The sequence below is a fragment of the Mesorhizobium comanense genome (assembly GCF_005503535.1).
Taxonomy (GTDB): Bacteria; Pseudomonadota; Alphaproteobacteria; order Rhizobiales; family Rhizobiaceae; genus Mesorhizobium; species Mesorhizobium comanense.
This window is the reverse complement of record NZ_SCNN01000011.1, coordinates 37879-55144: the sequence shown is the minus strand read 5'-3', so window position 1 is coordinate 55144 and position 17266 is coordinate 37879. Positions and strand designations below refer to the sequence as shown.

At 65.1% G+C, this 17266-nt stretch carries 15 protein-coding genes; 11 read left to right on the top strand and 4 right to left on the bottom strand.

Features of this window, described 5'->3' with window-relative positions; translation table 11 throughout:
• Positions 1-21: 21 nt before the first annotated feature.
• The 6 genes from FFS37_RS19305 to FFS37_RS19280 all read left to right on the top strand — a co-directional run bounded on the left by FFS37_RS19305 (position 22) and on the right by FFS37_RS19280 (position 7518).
• Positions 22-807, top strand: coding sequence for an ABC transporter ATP-binding protein (locus tag FFS37_RS19305; protein WP_137932557.1), 786 nt, complete (start codon positions 22-24; stop codon positions 805-807).
• Positions 800-3016: an ABC transporter permease gene (locus FFS37_RS19300; RefSeq protein ID WP_137932556.1), complete on the top strand. Its 2217-nt coding sequence runs from the start codon at positions 800-802 to the stop codon at positions 3014-3016. Before FFS37_RS19305 ends, FFS37_RS19300 begins: the two co-directional genes overlap by 8 nt.
• A gap of 89 nt (positions 3017-3105) precedes the next feature.
• Positions 3106-5292, top strand: a complete 2187-nt coding sequence (locus FFS37_RS19295; protein WP_137932555.1) for a flotillin family protein — start codon at positions 3106-3108, stop codon at positions 5290-5292.
• Positions 5273-5548 (top strand): hypothetical protein, encoded by a 276-nt coding sequence (locus FFS37_RS19290; RefSeq protein ID WP_137932554.1) that lies wholly within the window; start codon positions 5273-5275, stop codon positions 5546-5548. The genes FFS37_RS19295 and FFS37_RS19290 overlap by 20 nt, the downstream gene beginning before the upstream one ends.
• Positions 5545-5982, top strand: a complete 438-nt coding sequence (locus FFS37_RS19285) for an SRPBCC family protein (protein ID WP_137932553.1) — start codon at positions 5545-5547, stop codon at positions 5980-5982. Before FFS37_RS19290 ends, FFS37_RS19285 begins: the two co-directional genes overlap by 4 nt.
• Positions 5983-5991: 9 nt before the next feature.
• A complete protein-coding gene (locus FFS37_RS19280) occupies positions 5992-7518 on the top strand; it encodes a zinc-binding dehydrogenase (protein ID WP_137932552.1) in 1527 nt (508 codons plus the stop codon).
• 3 nt (positions 7519-7521) lie between these two features.
• On the opposite strand, the gene FFS37_RS19275 is transcribed toward FFS37_RS19280, so the two are convergent.
• A complete protein-coding gene (locus FFS37_RS19275; RefSeq protein WP_137932551.1) occupies positions 7522-8805 on the bottom strand; it encodes a D-tagatose-bisphosphate aldolase, class II, non-catalytic subunit in 1284 nt (427 codons plus the stop codon).
• Entirely contained in the window at positions 8802-9755 is a 954-nt protein-coding gene (locus tag FFS37_RS19270) for a tagatose kinase (RefSeq protein WP_137932550.1), read from the bottom strand. The genes FFS37_RS19275 and FFS37_RS19270 overlap by 4 nt, the downstream gene beginning before the upstream one ends.
• A gap of 254 nt (positions 9756-10009) precedes the next feature.
• Between FFS37_RS19270 and FFS37_RS19265 the strand changes: the two genes are divergently transcribed.
• Positions 10010-11044 carry a LacI family DNA-binding transcriptional regulator gene (locus FFS37_RS19265; RefSeq protein ID WP_137932549.1) on the top strand — a complete coding sequence of 345 codons (1035 nt, stop codon included), beginning with the start codon at positions 10010-10012 and terminating at the stop codon, positions 11042-11044.
• Here FFS37_RS19265 and FFS37_RS19260 read toward each other — a convergent pair.
• Both FFS37_RS19260 and FFS37_RS19255 read right to left on the bottom strand, forming a co-directional pair.
• On the bottom strand, positions 11032-11982 hold the full coding sequence (locus FFS37_RS19260) for an alpha/beta hydrolase (protein ID WP_137932548.1): 951 nt from the start codon (positions 11980-11982) through the stop codon (positions 11032-11034). The two genes, FFS37_RS19265 and FFS37_RS19260, sit on opposite strands and share 13 nt — an antisense overlap.
• Before the next feature lie 19 nt (positions 11983-12001).
• Positions 12002-13150, bottom strand: a complete 1149-nt coding sequence (locus tag FFS37_RS19255) for a Gfo/Idh/MocA family protein (protein WP_137932547.1) — start codon at positions 13148-13150, stop codon at positions 12002-12004.
• A 173-nt stretch (positions 13151-13323) separates the two neighbouring features.
• Between FFS37_RS19255 and FFS37_RS19250 the strand changes: the two genes are divergently transcribed.
• The 4 genes from FFS37_RS19250 to FFS37_RS19235 are packed head-to-tail and all read left to right on the top strand — an operon-like array spanning position 13324 to position 17263.
• Positions 13324-14667 carry an ABC transporter substrate-binding protein gene (locus tag FFS37_RS19250; RefSeq protein WP_171026338.1) on the top strand — a complete coding sequence of 448 codons (1344 nt, stop codon included), beginning with the start codon at positions 13324-13326 and terminating at the stop codon, positions 14665-14667.
• Positions 14668-14670: 3 nt separating this feature from the next.
• Positions 14671-15603 carry a carbohydrate ABC transporter permease gene (locus tag FFS37_RS19245; RefSeq protein WP_137932546.1) on the top strand — a complete coding sequence of 311 codons (933 nt, stop codon included), beginning with the start codon at positions 14671-14673 and terminating at the stop codon, positions 15601-15603.
• Positions 15600-16436 (top strand): carbohydrate ABC transporter permease, encoded by an 837-nt coding sequence (locus tag FFS37_RS19240; protein WP_137932545.1) that lies wholly within the window; start codon positions 15600-15602, stop codon positions 16434-16436. Before FFS37_RS19245 ends, FFS37_RS19240 begins: the two co-directional genes overlap by 4 nt.
• A gap of 5 nt (positions 16437-16441) precedes the next feature.
• Positions 16442-17263 carry a sugar phosphate isomerase/epimerase family protein gene (locus FFS37_RS19235; RefSeq protein WP_137932544.1) on the top strand — a complete coding sequence of 274 codons (822 nt, stop codon included), beginning with the start codon at positions 16442-16444 and terminating at the stop codon, positions 17261-17263.
• Positions 17264-17266: the final 3 nt, after the last annotated feature.

Sequence of the window (17266 nt, the reverse complement as noted above, 5' to 3'; positions counted from 1 at the left end):
TGAACTGAAGTGCAGCCGCCAGTGACTGAAAGCCTCGCAGCAAACCGTCTCCAGAGCACCGGCGCCTATGCGCTGGAGCTCGATGGCGTGGCGCGGCATTTCGGGGCGCTGGTGGCGCTCTCGGGCATCAACATGAGGATCGCGGCCGGCGAACGGCGCGCGGTCCTCGGCTCCAACGGCGCCGGCAAGACGACGCTGTTCAACGCCGTGACCGGCGACTTCATGCCGACGGCGGGGCGCATCCGCTTCTTCGGCGAGGACATCACCGACCTGCCGCCGCATGAGCGCATCCGGCGCGGCCTGCGCCGCACCTATCAGATATCGCAACTGTTCAAGGGCCTGTCCGTCCTCGATTCCATCTTTCTCGCCTGCCGCGGCGTCTCGCGCCGGCGCTTCTCGCTGCTGCGCCCGGCGACATCGGACGTCAACATGGTGCAGGCGGAATCGATCCTCAACGCCGTGCATCTGGAAGCTTACCGCGACACGCTGGTGGCGACCCTGAGCCATGGCCAGCAGCGCCAGCTGGAGATCGCGCTGGCGCTGGCCGGCGCGCCGCGCTTCATCCTGTTCGACGAGCCGGCGGCCGGCCTGTCGCCGACCGAGCGCCGCGACCTCGTCGCCATCCTCAACGCGCTGCCCAGGCACATCGGCTACATCATCATCGAGCACGATCTCGACGTGGCGCTGCGCGTCTCGGAATATGTCTCGATGATGCACAATGGCCGGCTGTTCAAGGAAGGCACGCCGCAGGAGATCGAGGCCGATCCGGAAGTCCAGGAGATCTATCTCGGGGGCAAGCATGGCTGAGCGTCCCGGAAAAGTCGCCAGGGCAATGCTGCGCATCGACGACCTTCAGGTCTTCTACGGCGAAAGCCATGCGCTGCAGGGCGTGTCGCTGACGCTGGAAAGCGGCGTCCTTTCCGTGGTTGGCCGAAACGGCATGGGCAAGTCGACGCTCTGCAACACCATTGTCGGCCTGAAGCGGGCGAAGTCCGGCTCGATCCGCGTCGATGGCCGCGAGATATCGGCGCTCGAGCCGCATGAGATCCATCGTCTCGGCGTCGGTTATGTCCCGCAAGGCCGTCGCGTCTGGCCGAGCCTGAGCGTCGACGAGCATCTGCGTCTGGCCGCCGGCAACAGGCGTGACGCCTCCTGGACGGTCGAGCGCGTCTATCAGACCTTTCCGCGCCTGGCCGAGCGCCGCGCCAATGGCGGCTCGCAGCTGTCGGGTGGCGAACAGCAGATGCTGGCGATTTCGCGTGCGTTGCTCAGCGACCCCAAGCTTTTGGTCATGGACGAACCGACCGAAGGCCTGGCGCCGGTCATCGTCGACCAGGTCGAGCAAATGCTGATCGACCTCGCTGCCGAGGGCGAGATGGCGGTGCTTGTCATCGAGCAGAACATCGGCGTGGCGACCGCCGTGTCGAACCAGGTCGCCATCATGGTCAATGGCCGCATCAACCGGCTGATGGACGCCAGGGCACTCGCTGCCGATCGCGAGCTCCAGCAGCGGCTGCTTGGTGTCGGCCGCCATGCGGAAGAGGCGCCTGTCACGCCGGCCGAGGCGGCGCAGGCCAGGGACCAACTTGCGGAGGTTTATCGCGTCGATCGAACCGGCACCGGCTCTGCCGAACCACAGCCGCAGAACGGCGTCTATCGTCCGGTCACCGAACTGCCAAACCGCTGGAATGTGCCGGTCACCGAACTGCGCCAGACGGCAGTCGATAAAACAGCGTCGCGGGACGATCCGAAGAAGGTCTTCGCCATCCCGTTTGCCGAGCGCATCGGCAGGACTGTGCTGGTCGCCGGCACTTTCGACACCAAGGGCAAGGAATTGCGTTTCGTCGCCGACCGGCTGAAGGCGCTCGGCCTGCCGGTCCGCACCGTTGACCTGTCCACCTCGGGAAAACCGACAAGCGCCGATGTGCCTGCCATGCAGGTGGCGGGGATGCATGCTCGAGGCTCGTCCGCCGTTTTCACCAATGATCGCGGCGGTTCGGTCAGCGCCATGGCGGACGCCTTTGCGCGCTGGATCGAGCGCGAGCCGCGCATCGGCGGTGTAATTTCCGCCGGCGGCTCCGGCGGCACCACGCTGGCGACGGCGGGCATGCGGGCGCTGCCTGTCGGCATCCCGAAGCTGATGGTGTCCACGGTGGCGGCCGGCGACGTCGCCAAATATGTCGGCGGCGCCGACATCATGATGTTCCATTCGGTCGCCGACGTGCAGGGGCTGAACTCGATCACCGAACAGGTGCTCTCCAATGCGGCGCACGCCATGGCCGGCATGGTCGCGCAATTGCCCAATGCCGAGGCGTGGGAAGCAAGACGCAAGCTGGCGCGTCCCGCCGTCGGCATCACCATGTTCGGCGTTACCACGCCGCTGGTGCAAGCAGTGACCAAACGGCTGGAGGCCGATTATGACTGTCTCGTTTTCCATGCCACCGGCATTGGCGGGCGCGCCATGGAGCATCTCGGCGATTCCCGGCTGCTCTCTGCCTTCCTCGATCTGACCACGACTGAAGTGGCCGACATGATCGTTGGCGGCGTGTTCCCGGCAACCGAAGATCGCTTCGGCGCCGCGATCCGCACAGGACTGCCCTATGTCGGCTCGACCGGCGCGCTCGACATGGTCAATTTCGGTCCGCGCGACAGCGTTCCGGAGAAGTTCCGGAGCCGCAAATTCGTCGTTCACAATCCGAACGTGACGCTGATGCGCACAACCCGCGACGAGAACCGCGCCATCGGTGAATGGATCGGCGCGCGGCTAAACGCCATGAACGGGCCGGTGCGCTTCCTGCTGCCCGAAGGCGGCGTCTCGATGCTCGACGCGCCAGGCCAACCGTTTCACGATCCGGAAGCCGACAACGTGTTGTTCGAGGCGATCGAGAAGACGGTTCGCCGCACGCCGCTGCGCCAGGTCGAGCGCGTCCGCGCCAACATCACTGACGCAGCCTTTGTCGACGCGGTGATCGCGGCGTTCCACGCCATTGGCCCGAAGCTGCAGAGGCGGGCATGAAGAATTGGACTTCGCCACCGTGCGGGTGGATGTTTGAATTTGCTGTCGGTCGCCTGGCGCCGGCCGCAATGTCTTGGGGAGGATAGATCATGGACGCGCAGACCTTTGGCGCATTCCTGTTGTGGCTGATCGTTGCCGCGGTCGTCGTGGTGATCGCCGTCTACATCTTGCGCTGGCTTTATCGCCGCTCGACCAAGGAGACGGCGTTCGTGCGCACCGGTTTCATGGGCGAGAAGGTGGTGGTCAATGGCGGCGCCTTCGTCATTCCCGTGCTGCACGAGATCACCCCGGTCAACATGAACGTGCTGCGCATCGAGGTGCGCCGCGAGGATTCGCTGGCGCTGATCACCCGGAATCGCATGCGCGTCGACCTGATCGCCGAGTTCTTCGTGCGCGTCGGTGCCAGTCGCGAGCTGGTCGCCGCCGCCGCGCAGACGCTTGGCCGGCGCACGCTCCAGCCCGACAGCCTGCGCGAACTGCTGGAAGGCAAGTTCGCCGGTGCGCTGCGCACCGTTGCCGCGCAGATGACGCTGGAGGAAATGCACGAATTGCGCGGCGACTATGCCGCCAAGGTGCGCCGGCTCGCCGAGGAGTCGCTCGCCGCCAACGGTCTTGAACTGGAAAGCGTCGCCATCGTCGACCTCGATCAGACCAGCCTCGAATACTTCGATCCGTCCAATGCCTTCGACGCGGAAGGTCTGACGCAGCTGACGGAATCGATCGAGACCCGCCGCCGCATGCGCAACGAGATCGAACAGCGCACGCTGGTCGATATCCGCAACCAGAACCTCGACACCCAGCGCAAGGTGCTGGAGATCGACCGCGACACCGAATATGCGCGCCTGGAACAGGAGCGCGAGGTCGAGGTCCGCCGCGCCGCGCAACGGTCCGAACTCGCCATCGAGCGCGCGCTCCGCGACCAGGAATCCGAGCAGGCACAGCTCTCCTCGCGCGAAGCGGTCGAGAAATCTCGGCTCAATCAGGAACGCAACATCACCCAGGAGCGCATCAAGAGCGAGGAAGAGACGCAGCGCCGCGAGATCGCGCGCCGCCGTTCGCTCGACGAGACCGAGATGAAGATGCGCGAACTGACCGAGCGCGAGCAGATCGCGCTCGAACTGTCGCTGGAAAAGGCCCGCATCGAGCGCGAGGGGGCGCAGCGTGAACTCGAAATCCAGCGCAAGAAGCTGTTGGAGGTCGCCGAGCTCGAACGCCAGATCGCGCTGGCCGAGAAGGCGCTGGAGGTGACCCGGGCCGAAGCGGAGAAGCGCCGCGCCGAGATCGTCGAGAACCAGGCCACCGAGACGGCGCGCATTGCCCAGGAGCGTGTGGTCGACGAGGTCCGCATCGAGCGCGAACGCCACCTGGAAGCGCTGCAGATCGCCAAGCGTCAGGCCTTCGAGGAGGCCGAGATTTCAGCAAGCGAAGAGGTCGAGCGCGCCCGCATCACCACCGAGCGCGGCATCGAGGAAGCGCGCCTCATCAAGGACCGCGACATCAGGCAAATGGGTGTCGACCGCGACCAGAAGATCGAGATCGCAGAAATCCAGAAGGCGATCGACATCGCCAAGAAGACGCAGGAGCGCTCCTCGGCGATCGCCGCTTCCGAAGCCGTCCGCGCCAAGGCCGTCCAGGCCGAGGAACAGGCCTTCACCGCCCGCGAACGCGAGATCGCCGAACGTCGCAAGCTGACCGACCTGATCGGCGCGCAGCGCGAGGCCGAGCGCGAGGCGCTGCGCATTACATCGGCGGCTGATGCCGAGATGAAGGCAGCGAAGAGCCTGGCCGAAGCGCAGAAGATCGCCGCGGTGGCTTCGGCCGAGGCGGAGAAAATCCACGCCCTTGCCGCCGCCCAGCGCTACGAAGTCGACGCGGCTGGCCATCGCCAGCTCAACGAAGCCGAGAATCTGCTGTCCGATGAAGCCCGCGCCGGGCGCCTGCGCGGAAAACTGCTCGATCACATGGAAGGCATCATCCGCGAAAGCGTCAAGCCGATGGAGAAGATCGACGGCATCAAGATCCTGCATGTCGACGGCATCAATGGCGGCACCGGCGGCAACCGCAATGTCACCGACGAGGTGATCGATTCCGCCCTGCGCTACCGTGTGCAGGCGCCGATGATCGACAATCTGATGAAGGAGATCGGCATCGAGGGCGGTTCGCTCGGCCGCATGACCGACGTGCTGCGCGACGCCAAGGACATTTCCAGCCTGACCCGCGACAAGAAGGGCAAGGGCAAGGCCGCCAAGGACGACGATGACGACCGCGATCATTGAGGTGAACGTCTGCGCCGCCCCTCACCTGCCTGCCGGCATCCTCTCCCCTTATGGGGACGGGGAGAAGGTCGCGGTCATTGATGGTTTCGCAAGTCGCCAGCGTTGCAAGGTTGGCGCCGAGGTCGCGGCCAGCCCCTTTCTCCCCGTCTCTATACGGGGAGAAATGTCCGGCAGGACAATGAGGGGCGGCGCTGGCGGCGACAGGAATATCCCTCAGCGCAACCTCCACCGCATCGTCCTCGGCCAGCACGCATGACCAAAGTCTACGTCTCCTCGGTCATCCCCGCGCCCGCTGCCGAAGTCTGGAAGCTCATCCGCAATTTCAACGGCCTGCCCGGTTGGGCGCCGTTCGTCGCTGAAAGCCGCATCGAGCAGAATGCACAGGCCGACCAGATCGGCTGCATCAGAAATTTTACGCTCAAGGACGGCGGGCGCATCCGCGAAAGGCTGCTGGCGCTGTCCGACTACGACCTGTCGTGCAGCTATGCGATCCTCGAAAGCCCGATGGCGGTGGAGAACTATATCGCCACATTGTCGCTGACGCCGGTCACCGACGGCAATCTGACGCTCGCCGAGTGGCAGGCGGAGTTCGATTGCGCGCCCGACCGCGAAGCAGCCTTGATGCAGCAGATCGGCAGCGGCGTGTTCCAGACCGCCCTGACCGCGCTGAAGCAGCGGTTTGGACGCTGAACCCGGCCGATGGTCAAGGTCTGCCAGAGCACCATCATCGATGCGCCGGTCGACGAGGTCTGGGCGATCCTGCGCGATTTCAACGGCCATGACCGCTGGCATCCTGCGATCGCCTTCAGCGAGATCGAAGGCGGTGACCCGGTCGATGCGGTTGGCTCGGTGCGCCATTTCCGGCTGAACGATGGCGGTGAATTGCGCGAGCAGTTGCTGGCGCTGTCGGACAAGGACCGGCGGCTGAGCTATTGCCTGCTCGAAGCGCCATTGCCGCTCATGGGTTATGTCGCCTCGCTCAGGCTGAAGCCGGTGACCGACGTCGACGCCACCTTCTGGGAATGGCGCTCCGAGTTCAGTCCACCGGCCCATCGCCGCGACGAACTGGTCAAGCTGGTCACCGAAGGCATCTATCGGGCCGGCTTCACGGCGGTGCGCAATCTGCTGCGGCGCCGCAACGCCGGCTTGCTGGCGAGAGCCGAAGCATCCCGGGCGGTTGCCGCCCCGGTGCTGCGCGCGGACGTGCCTCAGGCCTTGCCGGTACGCTCCCAGAATCCTTCCGCAACGACCCGGGCAATCGTCGTCGAGCGCTACGGCGGACCGGAGGAGTTGCGGCTGAGGGATATCGCCCTGCCGCCGCCGGCGCCGGATGAGGTGCGGATCCGCCACACGGTGATCGGCGTCAATTTCATCGACGTCTACTGCCGCAGCGGTTTCTTCGATCTGCTGCGGCCGCCCGGCGTGCCCGGCATGGAAGCGGCCGGCGTCATCGAGGCGGCCGGGTCGGCGGTGTCGGGTTTTTCGGCCGGCGACCGCGTCGCCTATGCCTGTCCGCCGGTCGGCGCCTATAGCGAGCGGCGCAACATGGCGCCCGACCTGCTGGTCCGCCTGTCCGACGACATCTCGGACGAGATCGCCGCCGCCGGCCTGCTCAAGGGCGTCAGCGCGAGCTTCCTGCTGCATGATGTCCATGCCGTGAAGCCGGGCGATATCGTCCTCATCCACGCGGCGGCCGGCGGCATCGGCCAGTTGCTGGTGCAGTGGGCCCGCCATCTCGGTGCCACGGTGATTGCGACGGTGTCTAGCGACGACAAGGCGCGCGTCGTCGAACGGCTCGGCGCGCATCATGTGATCGTCTATTCCAGCGAGAATTTCGCCGATGCGGTCATGCGTCTGACTGGGGGCAGGGGCGTCGATGTCGCCTATGACGCGGTCGGCAACGATACTTTCGCCGGGTCGCTCGCCTCCCTTGCCGTGCGCGGCCATCTCGTCAGTTTCGGCCAGGCCTCGGGTCCGGTCGGCGATTGGGATATCGGCCGCTTCGCCTCCAAGTCACTCACCATCTCGCGGCCGAACTACGCCCACTACACCGACACGCCGGAAAAACTCAGCCCCCACGTCGCCAGGTTCTTCCAGGCGTTGCGGGAAGGCGTGATCAAGGCTGAGGCGCCGACGCGCTACGATCTCGCCAACGCCGCCGACGCGCATCGTGATCTGGAAGCCCGGCGCACGACGGGGGCCCTGGTTCTCGTGCCCGGATCGTAATGGTCAGCCGGTCGCGTTGGCGTAGATGTCGAGAACCTCTGTCACGCCGCCGATCAGCAAATCCCTGGCCTTTGGCCTGACGGAGCCGCTCGCCACCGCGCCGCTGAGGTGACCGAGAAACTGGCTGATGAGGGGTAAAGGAATGTCGCGCTCGCCCAGCGCCTGCATCAATGCGTTAACTGCCTGCTGGGCTGCCGGCATTGGCCAATAATAGCGGATGCGGTCGCTATAGGAAAAATGCCGTTCGATGCGCTGCTCGGCCTCGCTGCCGTGATAGTAGTTCTTCCAGTTGCCGGGTGCCGCCTGCATGACGCGTTCCATCGCCTCCGGCAGGGTTTCGCGCGCGGGGTCGGGAGCTAGAATGTCGGCGATGTGGCTCAGCCCGTAGAGCGCCTCGCGCAGCGCGAAGGTCAGCCACGGGCCGACCTTGAGGATGGCAAAGCCATCATCGACCAGCGCCGATAGCGCCGCGACCGGCTGGTAATCGGTAGAATGCGCCTCGAAGACGAATTGCGGCAGGTCCCGCAACGTGCCGGTCAATGCGCGGGCCTGTTCGGGCCGGTAGGTGATGACGTCGGCATTGCCGAACTCGACACCCGGCTGCACGACGACGCCGATCGCGCGCGAAAAGGCCTTGTCGAGACCACGCCGGCCGAAGGCATCGTGGTGGATGCGCACCGTCTCGCGCGCCGCCTCCGGTGTCGTCACCGCAAGATGGTCCATCGCCTCCTGCGCGCCTCCCGGCACCGGCACTTCCGTGCCGATGACGTAGACGGGCCTGGCGCCGCCGGTTCGTTCGGCAGCTGCTTCCGCCGCTGCCGCAAGCTCCGCGGCGCGCGCCGCGATCGTTTGGTCCGGCGGGGCCGCGCCTTCGCCGGCACAGCCCATGCTGGCATCCAGGTGGATCTTGGTGAAGCCGGCTTCGGCATAGGCATCGACCATGCGTACGGCTTTGGCCATGGCCTCGGCCGCCGGCAGATGTTTCCACGGATTGGGACCGAGATGGTCGCCGCCGAGCACCAGTCGGTCCAGCGGGAACGAGACCTCGCCGGCGATCGCCTCGACGAAGCGGCGGAAATCGCCAGGCGTCATGCCGGTGTAGCCGCCCTCGTGATTCACCTGGTTGCAGGTGGCTTCGATCAGCACGTCGGCGCCGCGAGCCTTGCCGTGGCGCAAGGCAGCTTCGATGACGATCGGATGGGCCGAGCAGATCGAGGCGATGCCGGCGCGCTCGCCAGCCGCCCGGCGCCTGGCGATGGCGGCCAGCCTGTCCGTTGCGTGGCTCATGCCGTCGCCCCGGTCCGGGTCGTGCCGATGAACGCCTCGACTTGCGCCAGCGAGGCGATGCCTTCCATGGGGCCTTTCTTCGTCACCGCCAGGGCGCCACAGCCATTGGCGATCTCGAGCGCTTTTGTCGGTGCTTCTCCGCGCAACCAGAAGGAGACGAAGGCGGCGGCGAAGCAGTCTCCGGCGCCGGTCGGATCGATTTCGTCGACGATGAAGCCTGGCGATTCGGTCCGCCCGGTCCGATCGTAATGAACGGCGCCCTGCGCGCCTTTCTTGATGACCACCGTCGAGATGCCACGGTTCAACATCTCGCGCACCGCGCTTTCCTCGTCGGTTGCCTCGGCGAAGATGTAGAGCTCAGGCCCGCTCGGCAGGAAGACGTCTGTCTTGGCGAGCACGAAGTGCAGGGCGTCGCGCATGCCCGGCAGGTCGAGCATCTCCTTGCGGATGTTCGGGTCGAAGGAGACCGTGCCGCCACGCGCCTTGACGGCTTCGATCCCTTTGCGGGCGACCTCGATCACCTCCGGCGAGAACAGCGAGGTGCCCATCACATGGAAATGATCGGCGCCGGCCAGCAGCGCGCGGGCTTCCGCGCCGATCTCGACAAGGCCGGCGGCACTATGCTTGATGTTGTAGACGAAGTGCCGGCTGCCGTCGGTCTCATAGGTCACGAAGGCTGTGCCGGTCGCGGCACCGCTGTGGACCTTGATGGCCGAAATGTCGGCGCCGTCGGCGCGCAGGCGCTCGATGTTCAAATGGCCGAAATCGTCATCGCCGACGGCTGCGATCAGTCCTGCAGGCTGGCCGAGCCGGGCCGCCTGATCGATGAAGATCGCCGGCGCGCCGGATGGAAACGGGCCGACCAGCGGGCCGGGAGCGCGAAAACTTTGGCCGATCCGCTCGGCCATGATCTCGACCAGAACCTCGCCCGCACAAACCAGTTTCTTCATGTCCTCACCATCCGTCGGCTGGCCAGCGGCCCGGCGCTCCCTTGATGTCCGTGCGAGAGCAAAACCTAGGTTGCGCTTTTAGGAGCGTCAATAAATAATTTGACGCGCGTAATTCTTTTGCATTGTATTGGAAACGCGAAAATTTGACTGAATAAGTTCGGCCAAGCATTGCGGCCCTGCGGCCGCCGCCGCAAGACTGATTCTGGCTGAACCGGAAGGATCGGCGAGCAAGGGCAAAGGGGCTCGGAATATCGATGGCGGAGAAGACTCACCGCACGATGGATGACTTCGCCAGGGCGTCTGGCGTGTCGCGGCCGACCCTGTCGAAGTATTTCGACGATCCCGCCAGCGTGAAGCCGGCGACACGGGCGCGCATCGAGGCGGCGCTTCGCTCCTCCGACTATCAGCCCAATGTTTTCGCACGCAATCTGAACCGCAAGCGCACCCGCAATGTCGGCATCGTCGTGCCGGCGATCACCGATCCTTTCTATGCCGAAATGGTCAGCCGCATCGAATTGCGCTGCCGCGACGAAGGATTCTGGCCGATCGTCATCTCCTCGCACGGTTCGCCGAAGCTGGAGGCCGAATCGGTCAGCACGCTGATGTCGTTGAAAGTCGCCGGCGCCATCGTCGCTCCCCTGGGCTCGGTCTCCGAACCGGGCGTCTTCGAGCGGATGAGCGAAAACATTCCGATCGTCTATTTCGATACCTACATCGAGGGCGATACGCCTTTCGTCGGCAACGACAACCACCAGAGCACGTCGACCATCGTCGACTATCTCTGCCGGTCCGGCGAGCCGCCGGTCTATGTCGACATCCCGCACGTCAACCACAATTCGGGCGAACGCCTGCAGAGCTATATCGACACCATGCAGGCCGCCGGTCTCGAACCTGTCGTCCTCAAGTCGGCGGGCGAATACAACTGGGATTTCGAGCGCATCGGCCATGAATGGATGGACAGGACGCTGGAGAGGGGCGGCCTGCCGGCCCGCACGCTGTTGTGCGCCAACGACCGTCTGGCTTTCGGCGTCATGTCGGCTGCTTTCTCGCGCGGATTGAAGATCGGCCGCCGGGCGGATTGCGACTTCCGGGTCGCTGCCCATGACGATCATCCGCTGAGCCGCTACACCTGTCCGGCGTTGACCACCATGGCACAGGATTTCGCCGCCATGGCCGGCCGCAGCGTCGAGATATTGCTGGCCCTGCTGGACGAGGCCGAGTCCCCCAGACCGGACCTGGCCCGCAACGTCAAACTCGGCGCCACCCTGGTGATGCGTCAGTCGGCTTGAATCCGCGTCTGCTGATGCAGCCAGGAAGCCGCCTCGCTGATCGCCTGACGCGAGGCCAGCATATGGCGGCCCATCGAGACGAAGCCGTGGATCTGTCCCGGCCAGTGGCGCAGCACGACAGGTACTCCGTCGGCCCTCAGGCGCTCGGCATAGGCCGTGCCCTCGTCGGCGAGAATGTCGTGGCCGGCGATCGCGACAAAGGCCGGCGCGACGGCGGCAAGATCTGATGCAAGCAGCGGCGAAACCCGCCAGTCCGTGATGTCGTCGGGTGTCCGCACATAGTGGTCGCGGAACCAGGCCATGGTGGCGGCGGTGAGGCCGAAGCCTTGGCCGAAACGTCTGTAGCTGTCCGCGCCCTGGCCGGCATCGGTGTTGGGGTAGATCAGGATCTGGGCGGCAAGCGCCGGGGCCAGCCCGTCACGGGCAAGCAATGCCAGAACGGCGGCGAGGTTGCCGCCGGCACTGTCGCCGGCGGCAGCAATGCGGGCGGGGTCGATGCCGAGCTCGCTGGCATGGTCCGCCATGAAGCGAAGCGCTGCGGTGCAATCCTCCAGCCCGGCAGGAAATTTGTGCTCGGGCGCCAGGCGGTAGTCTGGGCAGACGACGACGGCGTTGCCGAGATTGGCCAGCCAGCGGCAGATCTCGTCGTGTGAATCGAGGTTGCCGATGACCCAGCCGCCGCCATGCAGATAGAGCACGGCGCGCGCGCCTGTCCGGGGCGCGCCGATGCCGCGATGGATGCGGATCGTGACCGGGCCGTTCGGTCCGTCGATCTGCCGTTGCGACGTCGCCGCGACCGGCTCGTGTTCGCCTTGAAGCGTCGGGAACGAAGCGACGTAGGCGGCCCGCGCCGCAGTCACGCAGCCGTTCTCGAACGGCTCGCCGCCGGCGGCGCGGCCGATTTCCAGGGCGTGCAGGGCATCCGGGTCCAGTGTCATCGCCGTCTCCGTCCGACCTTTAGGCGAGCAGCCCGCGCGCCTCGTCTTCGCTCAGCAGCGCCGGCTGGACGACATCGCCTGTTATGGCGACCGAGCCTTTCGTCTCGCCCGAATGCAGGATCGCTTCCATGATCTCCAGCACGTGCAGCGCCAGATTGCCGGAAGCGCGGGGCGTTGCCCCCGTCGTCAGAGAACGCACCAGATCGGCGACACCGAGCATGCGGTAATTGGCGCGGTCCGGCGCGGCATAAGGCCAGTTGCGAGCGCCATAGAGTTCGCCCTCGCTGGCGAAATCCTTCCACTCCGCGCCGCGTTCGGAGAGCGACACGGTGCCGCCGAACGTATCGGGATCGGGCAGGCGCAGCGAGCCTTCCGTGCCGTGCAGTTCGATCGGATGGTTGGAATGCCTGAAGACATCCCAGGAGGCGCCGAAGGTGACGGTCGCGCCCGAGCGGAATTCGAGCAGGGACAGCACATTGGTCGGCGTGCCGACCTTGAAGGTCGTGTTCTTGAATGGCCCCTCCGCCGTGATCAGGCGTTCCTCCTGGCCGCGCGTCGCCATCGCCATGACGCGGGAAACCGGGCCGAGGAGATTGACCAGCATCGTCAGATAATAGGGGCCCATGTCGAACACCGGGCCGCCGCCGGGCTGATAGTAGAATTGCGGATTGGGATGCCAATGTTCCATGCCGCGCCCCATCATGAAGGCGGTCCCGGTGACCGGGCGGCCGATGGCGCCTTCATCCATCAGGCGACGCGCCCGTCGCCCGGCAGCGCCCAGGAAGGTGTCGGGAGCCGAGCCCAGCAAGACGCCGCGCCTGGCCGCCTCCGTCACCAGGCGACGGCCGTCACTGGCCGAGGTCGCGAGCGGCTTCTCGGTGAAAACGTGCTTTCCAGCCGAAAGCGCCGAGAACGAAATATCGAAATGCGCCGCCGGAATGGTCAGGTTGAGGACGAGATCGATCTCCGGGTCGGCCAGCAGCGCATCGACGCCGAGCGCCCGGATGCCGTACTCCTTCGCCCGCAGCGTCGCCATGTCGGCCGAAATGTCGGCGCAGGCGCGCAGTTCGATGCCGCCGAAGAGAGCGGCATTGCGCAGGTAGGTCATCGAGATGTTGCCGCAGCCGATGACGCCGATGCCAAGCCTGGCTTGTGATTTTGCCTGCATTTCCTTGTCTACCTCCCAATTCGGTCACGGTCTGCCTGATCCGTCGCGACGGCGACGGATCGATTTCGAAAGGCGCTATACAACATTTTAAATCTTGACGCGCGTAAAATTTTTATAGACCATGCGAAAATGCTGGCGCAACATCGGGAGGCTGCCAGCCCTAGGAGGAGAAGATGACAGACATGAAAAAACGGCCGGGCGCCGATACCAAGCCCGTGGGTCATGTAACGATCGCCGATCGCCGGCAATTTCTGATCGGCGCCGGCACGATGGGTGCCGCGGCGCTCGCCCTCGGCACTGGTCTGGGCATCCGCAAGGCCCGCGCCCAGTCGCGCGCCGAGATCAGCTTCGCCAGTGCCGCGTTCTTCGGCAAGGAGACCTTCGGCGACCTGATCAAGGCCTTCAACGAATCGCAGGACCGCATCCTGGTCAAGAACATCGAACTGCCGCCGCCGAGCTCTTCGACCGAAGTCTATCAGGGGCTTGTCCAGCAGCTTGCCCGCCGCAACGGCACACCCGACGTTTTCAGCCAGGACGTGATCTGGATCGCCGGCTTCGCCGCCGCCGGATGGGCGTTGCCGCTGGATGAATATTTCCCCGCCGACAAGCGCAGTGCCTACTTCACCGGCACTCTCAACGCCTGTACCTATGGCGGCAAGCTCACGGCCCTTCCCTGGTTCATGGATTCGGGCATGTTCTACTACCGCAAGGATGTGCTGGAAAAGCATGGCGGCAAGGTGCCGGAAACCTGGGCCGACATGGCGACAATCGCCGCGGCTGCGCAGAAGGCCGGCGACATCGATTTCGGTTATCTCTGGCAGGGCAAGCAGGCCGAGGTCCTGGTCTGCGACGCGGTCGAGATCATCACTTCCAACAATGGCGCGATCCTGGCGCCGGACGGCAAGTCGTCGCTGATCAATCAGAAGGGCGCGGTGGAAGCCATCCAGTTCCTGCACGACACCATCGCCACCACCAAGATCAGCCCACAGGACGTGCTCTCCTGGGACGAGGAACCCTCGCGCCAGCCCTTCACGTCGGGCAAGGCGATGTTCATGCGCAACTGGTCCTATGTCTGGCCGATCGCGCAGGACGCCAAGGCCTCGCAGGTCGTCGACAAGGTTGGCGTGGCACCGCTGCCGTCCTTCCCGGGCGGCAAGAGCTCTGCCTGCCTCGGCGGCTACCAGCTCGGCGTCAACGCCAACTCCAAGCAGCGTGAAGCCGCGATCGAACTTCTGACCTGGCTGTCTTCGACCGAGACCCAGCAGCGCATCGCGCTGAACTTCGGCCTGGCCCCGACACGCCCGGCCCTGTTCCAGGACGAGAAGGTCAAGAAGGAACAGCCCTTCATGGCAAGCCTGGAGAAGGTCTTCACCGGAGCCACCGCGCGCCCGATCACGCCCGAATACGCCAAGGTGACCCTGGCGTTGCAGTCCGGCATCTCCAAGGCTCTGGTTTCGGGCAATGTCCAGGCCGAGATGGATGCGCTCGCCGGCCAGATCAACAAGATCGTCGGCTAACCCATGACCGCGGCCGCCACACTTCCTGGCGCTGGCCGGCCGCGGCGGCTTGGCAAGGCGCTTCCCGGCGCCTTCTGGGCCCTCATCCTGCTGACGCCGGCCTTCGTGTCGCTGGCGTCGGTCTCTTTCTACCCGATCGTCAATGGGCTCTATCTTTCGCTCACCAACACGTCGCTGATCACGCAGGACCAGGATTTCACCGGCTTCGCCAACTACGTGCAGCTCTGGGGCGATGCGCAGTTCTGGAATGCCTGGTGGCACACGATCTGGTTCACCGCCGCCTCGACTGTCCTGGAGACGGTGATCGGGCTCGGCATGGCGCTGATCCTGTGCGAGGCCTTCAAGGGCCGCGGGCTCGTGCGCGCGGCCATGCTTGTTCCCTGGGCGATGCCGACCGTTGTCACCTCGAAAATGTTCGGCTGGCTGTTCGACGGCCAGAACGGCATCATCAACTATCTTCTGCTGCATGCCGGCCTGATCGACCAGAACGTCAACTGGTATGGCTCCCCGAACACGGCGATGATCACTATCATCATCGCCGATGTCTGGAAGACCACGCCCTTCATGGCGCTGCTTTTGCTGACCGGCCTCCAGACCGTGCCCAATTCGCTGATCGAAGCGGCGCGCATGGACGGCGCCAAGGGCTGGATCACCTTCTGGTATATCCGCCTGCCGCTCCTGATGCCGACCTTGCTGATCGCCGGCCTGTTCCGGGCGCTCGACGCCTTCCGCGTCTTCGATCTGGTCTATGTGCTGACCGGCGGCGGCCCGGCCGATTCGACAGAGACCCTGTCGACGCTCTCCTACAAGGTGCTCTTTTCGACGCTGCAGTTCGGCTACGGCTCGGCCGTGTCGACGGCAATGTTCATCACCGAAGGCATCATCGCGTTGGTCTTCGTCGTCTACCTCATACGCCAGATCAGGAGGGCGCAATGAACGAGAGGCGCTCGCCGCTGCAGAGCTTCGTCATCTATCTCGGCGCCTTGCTGATCCTCGTATGGTCGGGCGGTCCGTTCATCTGGCAGTTCTCGACCTCGTTCCAGCTCGACAAGATGCTGACCTCGGGTTCGCCCTCGCTCATCCCGCATCCCTTCACGCTGGAGCATTACTACAACGCCTTCGTCGAGAAGCAGCTTCACCGCTATGTCTGGAACTCGCTGGTGGTCTCGCTGGCCACCACCTTCCTGTGCCTGTTCGTCGGCTCGCTGGCCGCCTTCGCCCTGTCGCGGCTCAACGTCAAGGGGCGCTTCGGCATCCTTATGGTGATCCTGTCGGTGTCGATGTTCCCGCAGATCGCGCTGGTCGGGCCGCTTTATCTGGTGGCCACCAATCTCGGCCTGCTCGATACCTACACGGCGCTGATCATCACCTATCTGGCGCTCGGCCTGCCGCTCGTCACCTGGGTGCTGTTCGGCTATTTCGAGACGCTGCCGCGCGAGATCGACGAGGCCGCGCGCATGGACGGCGTCAGCGTGCCGGGCCTGCTGTGGCGCATCATCCTGCCGATGTCGTTACCGAGCCTGGTGACGACGGGCCTGCTCGCCTTCATCACCGCGTGGAACGAATTCCTGTTCGCGCTCGCCTTCACCTCCAACATCGACCGGCAGACCATTCCGGTCGGCATCGCCAACTTCACCAACCTCTACTACGTCCCCTGGGGCGACATCGCCGCGGCTTCCGCCGTGGTGACCGTGCCCCTGATCCTTCTTGTGCTGTTCTTCCAACGCCACATCATCGAAGGATTGACCCAGGGCGGCGTCAAGGAATGATCGACATGACGAAAACGAAGCTCAAGGTCGGCTGCCAGACCTTCACCTGGGAAATGCTGGGCAAGGCCTGGACCGGAGGCCCCGACGACCTCCTGAAGGCGATCGCCGATGGCGGCTATGCTGGCATCGAGATCACCGACACCATGATCGGCCGCTATGCCGGCAAGCCGGCGGAATTCGCCCGGGCCCTCGAGGCATCGGGGCTGACGCTTGTTTCCTTCGCCTTCGGCTCGGACAGCGGCTTCACGCTGAAGGAGGCCGTCGGCAAGGATCTTGAGACGGCCCAGCGCTGGATCGACTTCGCCGCCGCCTTTCCAGGCGCCCTGGTTTCGATGGGCTCGGCGACAGTGGTGTCCGATGGACCGCGCGACGGCAAGTTCGCCATTGCGGCGGAAGTCTACAACAAGGCCGGCGAACTCGGCCGCAAGGCCGGCGTCCAGGTCGCGGTGCATCCGAGTTCACACCACAACACGCTGCTGTTCGACCGTGCCGACTATGACGCGATCTTCGCCTTGCTCGACCCCGAGCTGGTCGGCTGGGTGCCGGATACCGGGCACATCCTGCGCGGCCACAAGGACATGGCGGACACGCTCACCACCTACCGAGACCGCATCCGCTACATCCACCTGAAGGATGTCGACGCCCAGGGCACCTGGGCGATGCTCGGCAAGGGCGTCTGCGATACCGCCGAGGTGATCGAGATCGCCGGTACCGCGCCGAACTTCAACGGCTGGCTGGTGTTGGAGGAGGAATCCGAAACAGCCGCCGCCGATCCCGCCGGCGCGGTCAAGACCAACCGCCACACCATGCGCGGCTACGGGGCCTGAGAC

Coding starts and splice junctions, on each gene's coding strand:
- FFS37_RS19235 (WP_137932544.1), top strand. CDS start 16,442: ATGACGAAAACGAAGCTCAAGGTCGGCTGCCAGACCTTCACCTGGGAA.
- FFS37_RS19300 (WP_137932556.1), top strand. CDS start 800: ATGGCTGAGCGTCCCGGAAAAGTCGCCAGGGCAATGCTGCGCATCGAC.
- FFS37_RS19280 (WP_137932552.1), top strand. CDS start 5,992: ATGGTCAAGGTCTGCCAGAGCACCATCATCGATGCGCCGGTCGACGAG.
- FFS37_RS19250 (WP_171026338.1), top strand. CDS start 13,324: ATGACAGACATGAAAAAACGGCCGGGCGCCGATACCAAGCCCGTGGGT.
- FFS37_RS19255 (WP_137932547.1), bottom strand. CDS start 13,150: ATGCAGGCAAAATCACAAGCCAGGCTTGGCATCGGCGTCATCGGCTGC.
- FFS37_RS19245 (WP_137932546.1), top strand. CDS start 14,671: ATGACCGCGGCCGCCACACTTCCTGGCGCTGGCCGGCCGCGGCGGCTT.
- FFS37_RS19260 (WP_137932548.1), bottom strand. CDS start 11,982: ATGACACTGGACCCGGATGCCCTGCACGCCCTGGAAATCGGCCGCGCC.
- FFS37_RS19240 (WP_137932545.1), top strand. CDS start 15,600: ATGAACGAGAGGCGCTCGCCGCTGCAGAGCTTCGTCATCTATCTCGGC.
- FFS37_RS19265 (WP_137932549.1), top strand. CDS start 10,010: ATGGCGGAGAAGACTCACCGCACGATGGATGACTTCGCCAGGGCGTCT.
- FFS37_RS19270 (WP_137932550.1), bottom strand. CDS start 9,755: ATGAAGAAACTGGTTTGTGCGGGCGAGGTTCTGGTCGAGATCATGGCC.
- FFS37_RS19290 (WP_137932554.1), top strand. CDS start 5,273: ATGACGACCGCGATCATTGAGGTGAACGTCTGCGCCGCCCCTCACCTG.
- FFS37_RS19295 (WP_137932555.1), top strand. CDS start 3,106: ATGGACGCGCAGACCTTTGGCGCATTCCTGTTGTGGCTGATCGTTGCC.
- FFS37_RS19285 (WP_137932553.1), top strand. CDS start 5,545: ATGACCAAAGTCTACGTCTCCTCGGTCATCCCCGCGCCCGCTGCCGAA.
- FFS37_RS19275 (WP_137932551.1), bottom strand. CDS start 8,805: ATGAGCCACGCAACGGACAGGCTGGCCGCCATCGCCAGGCGCCGGGCG.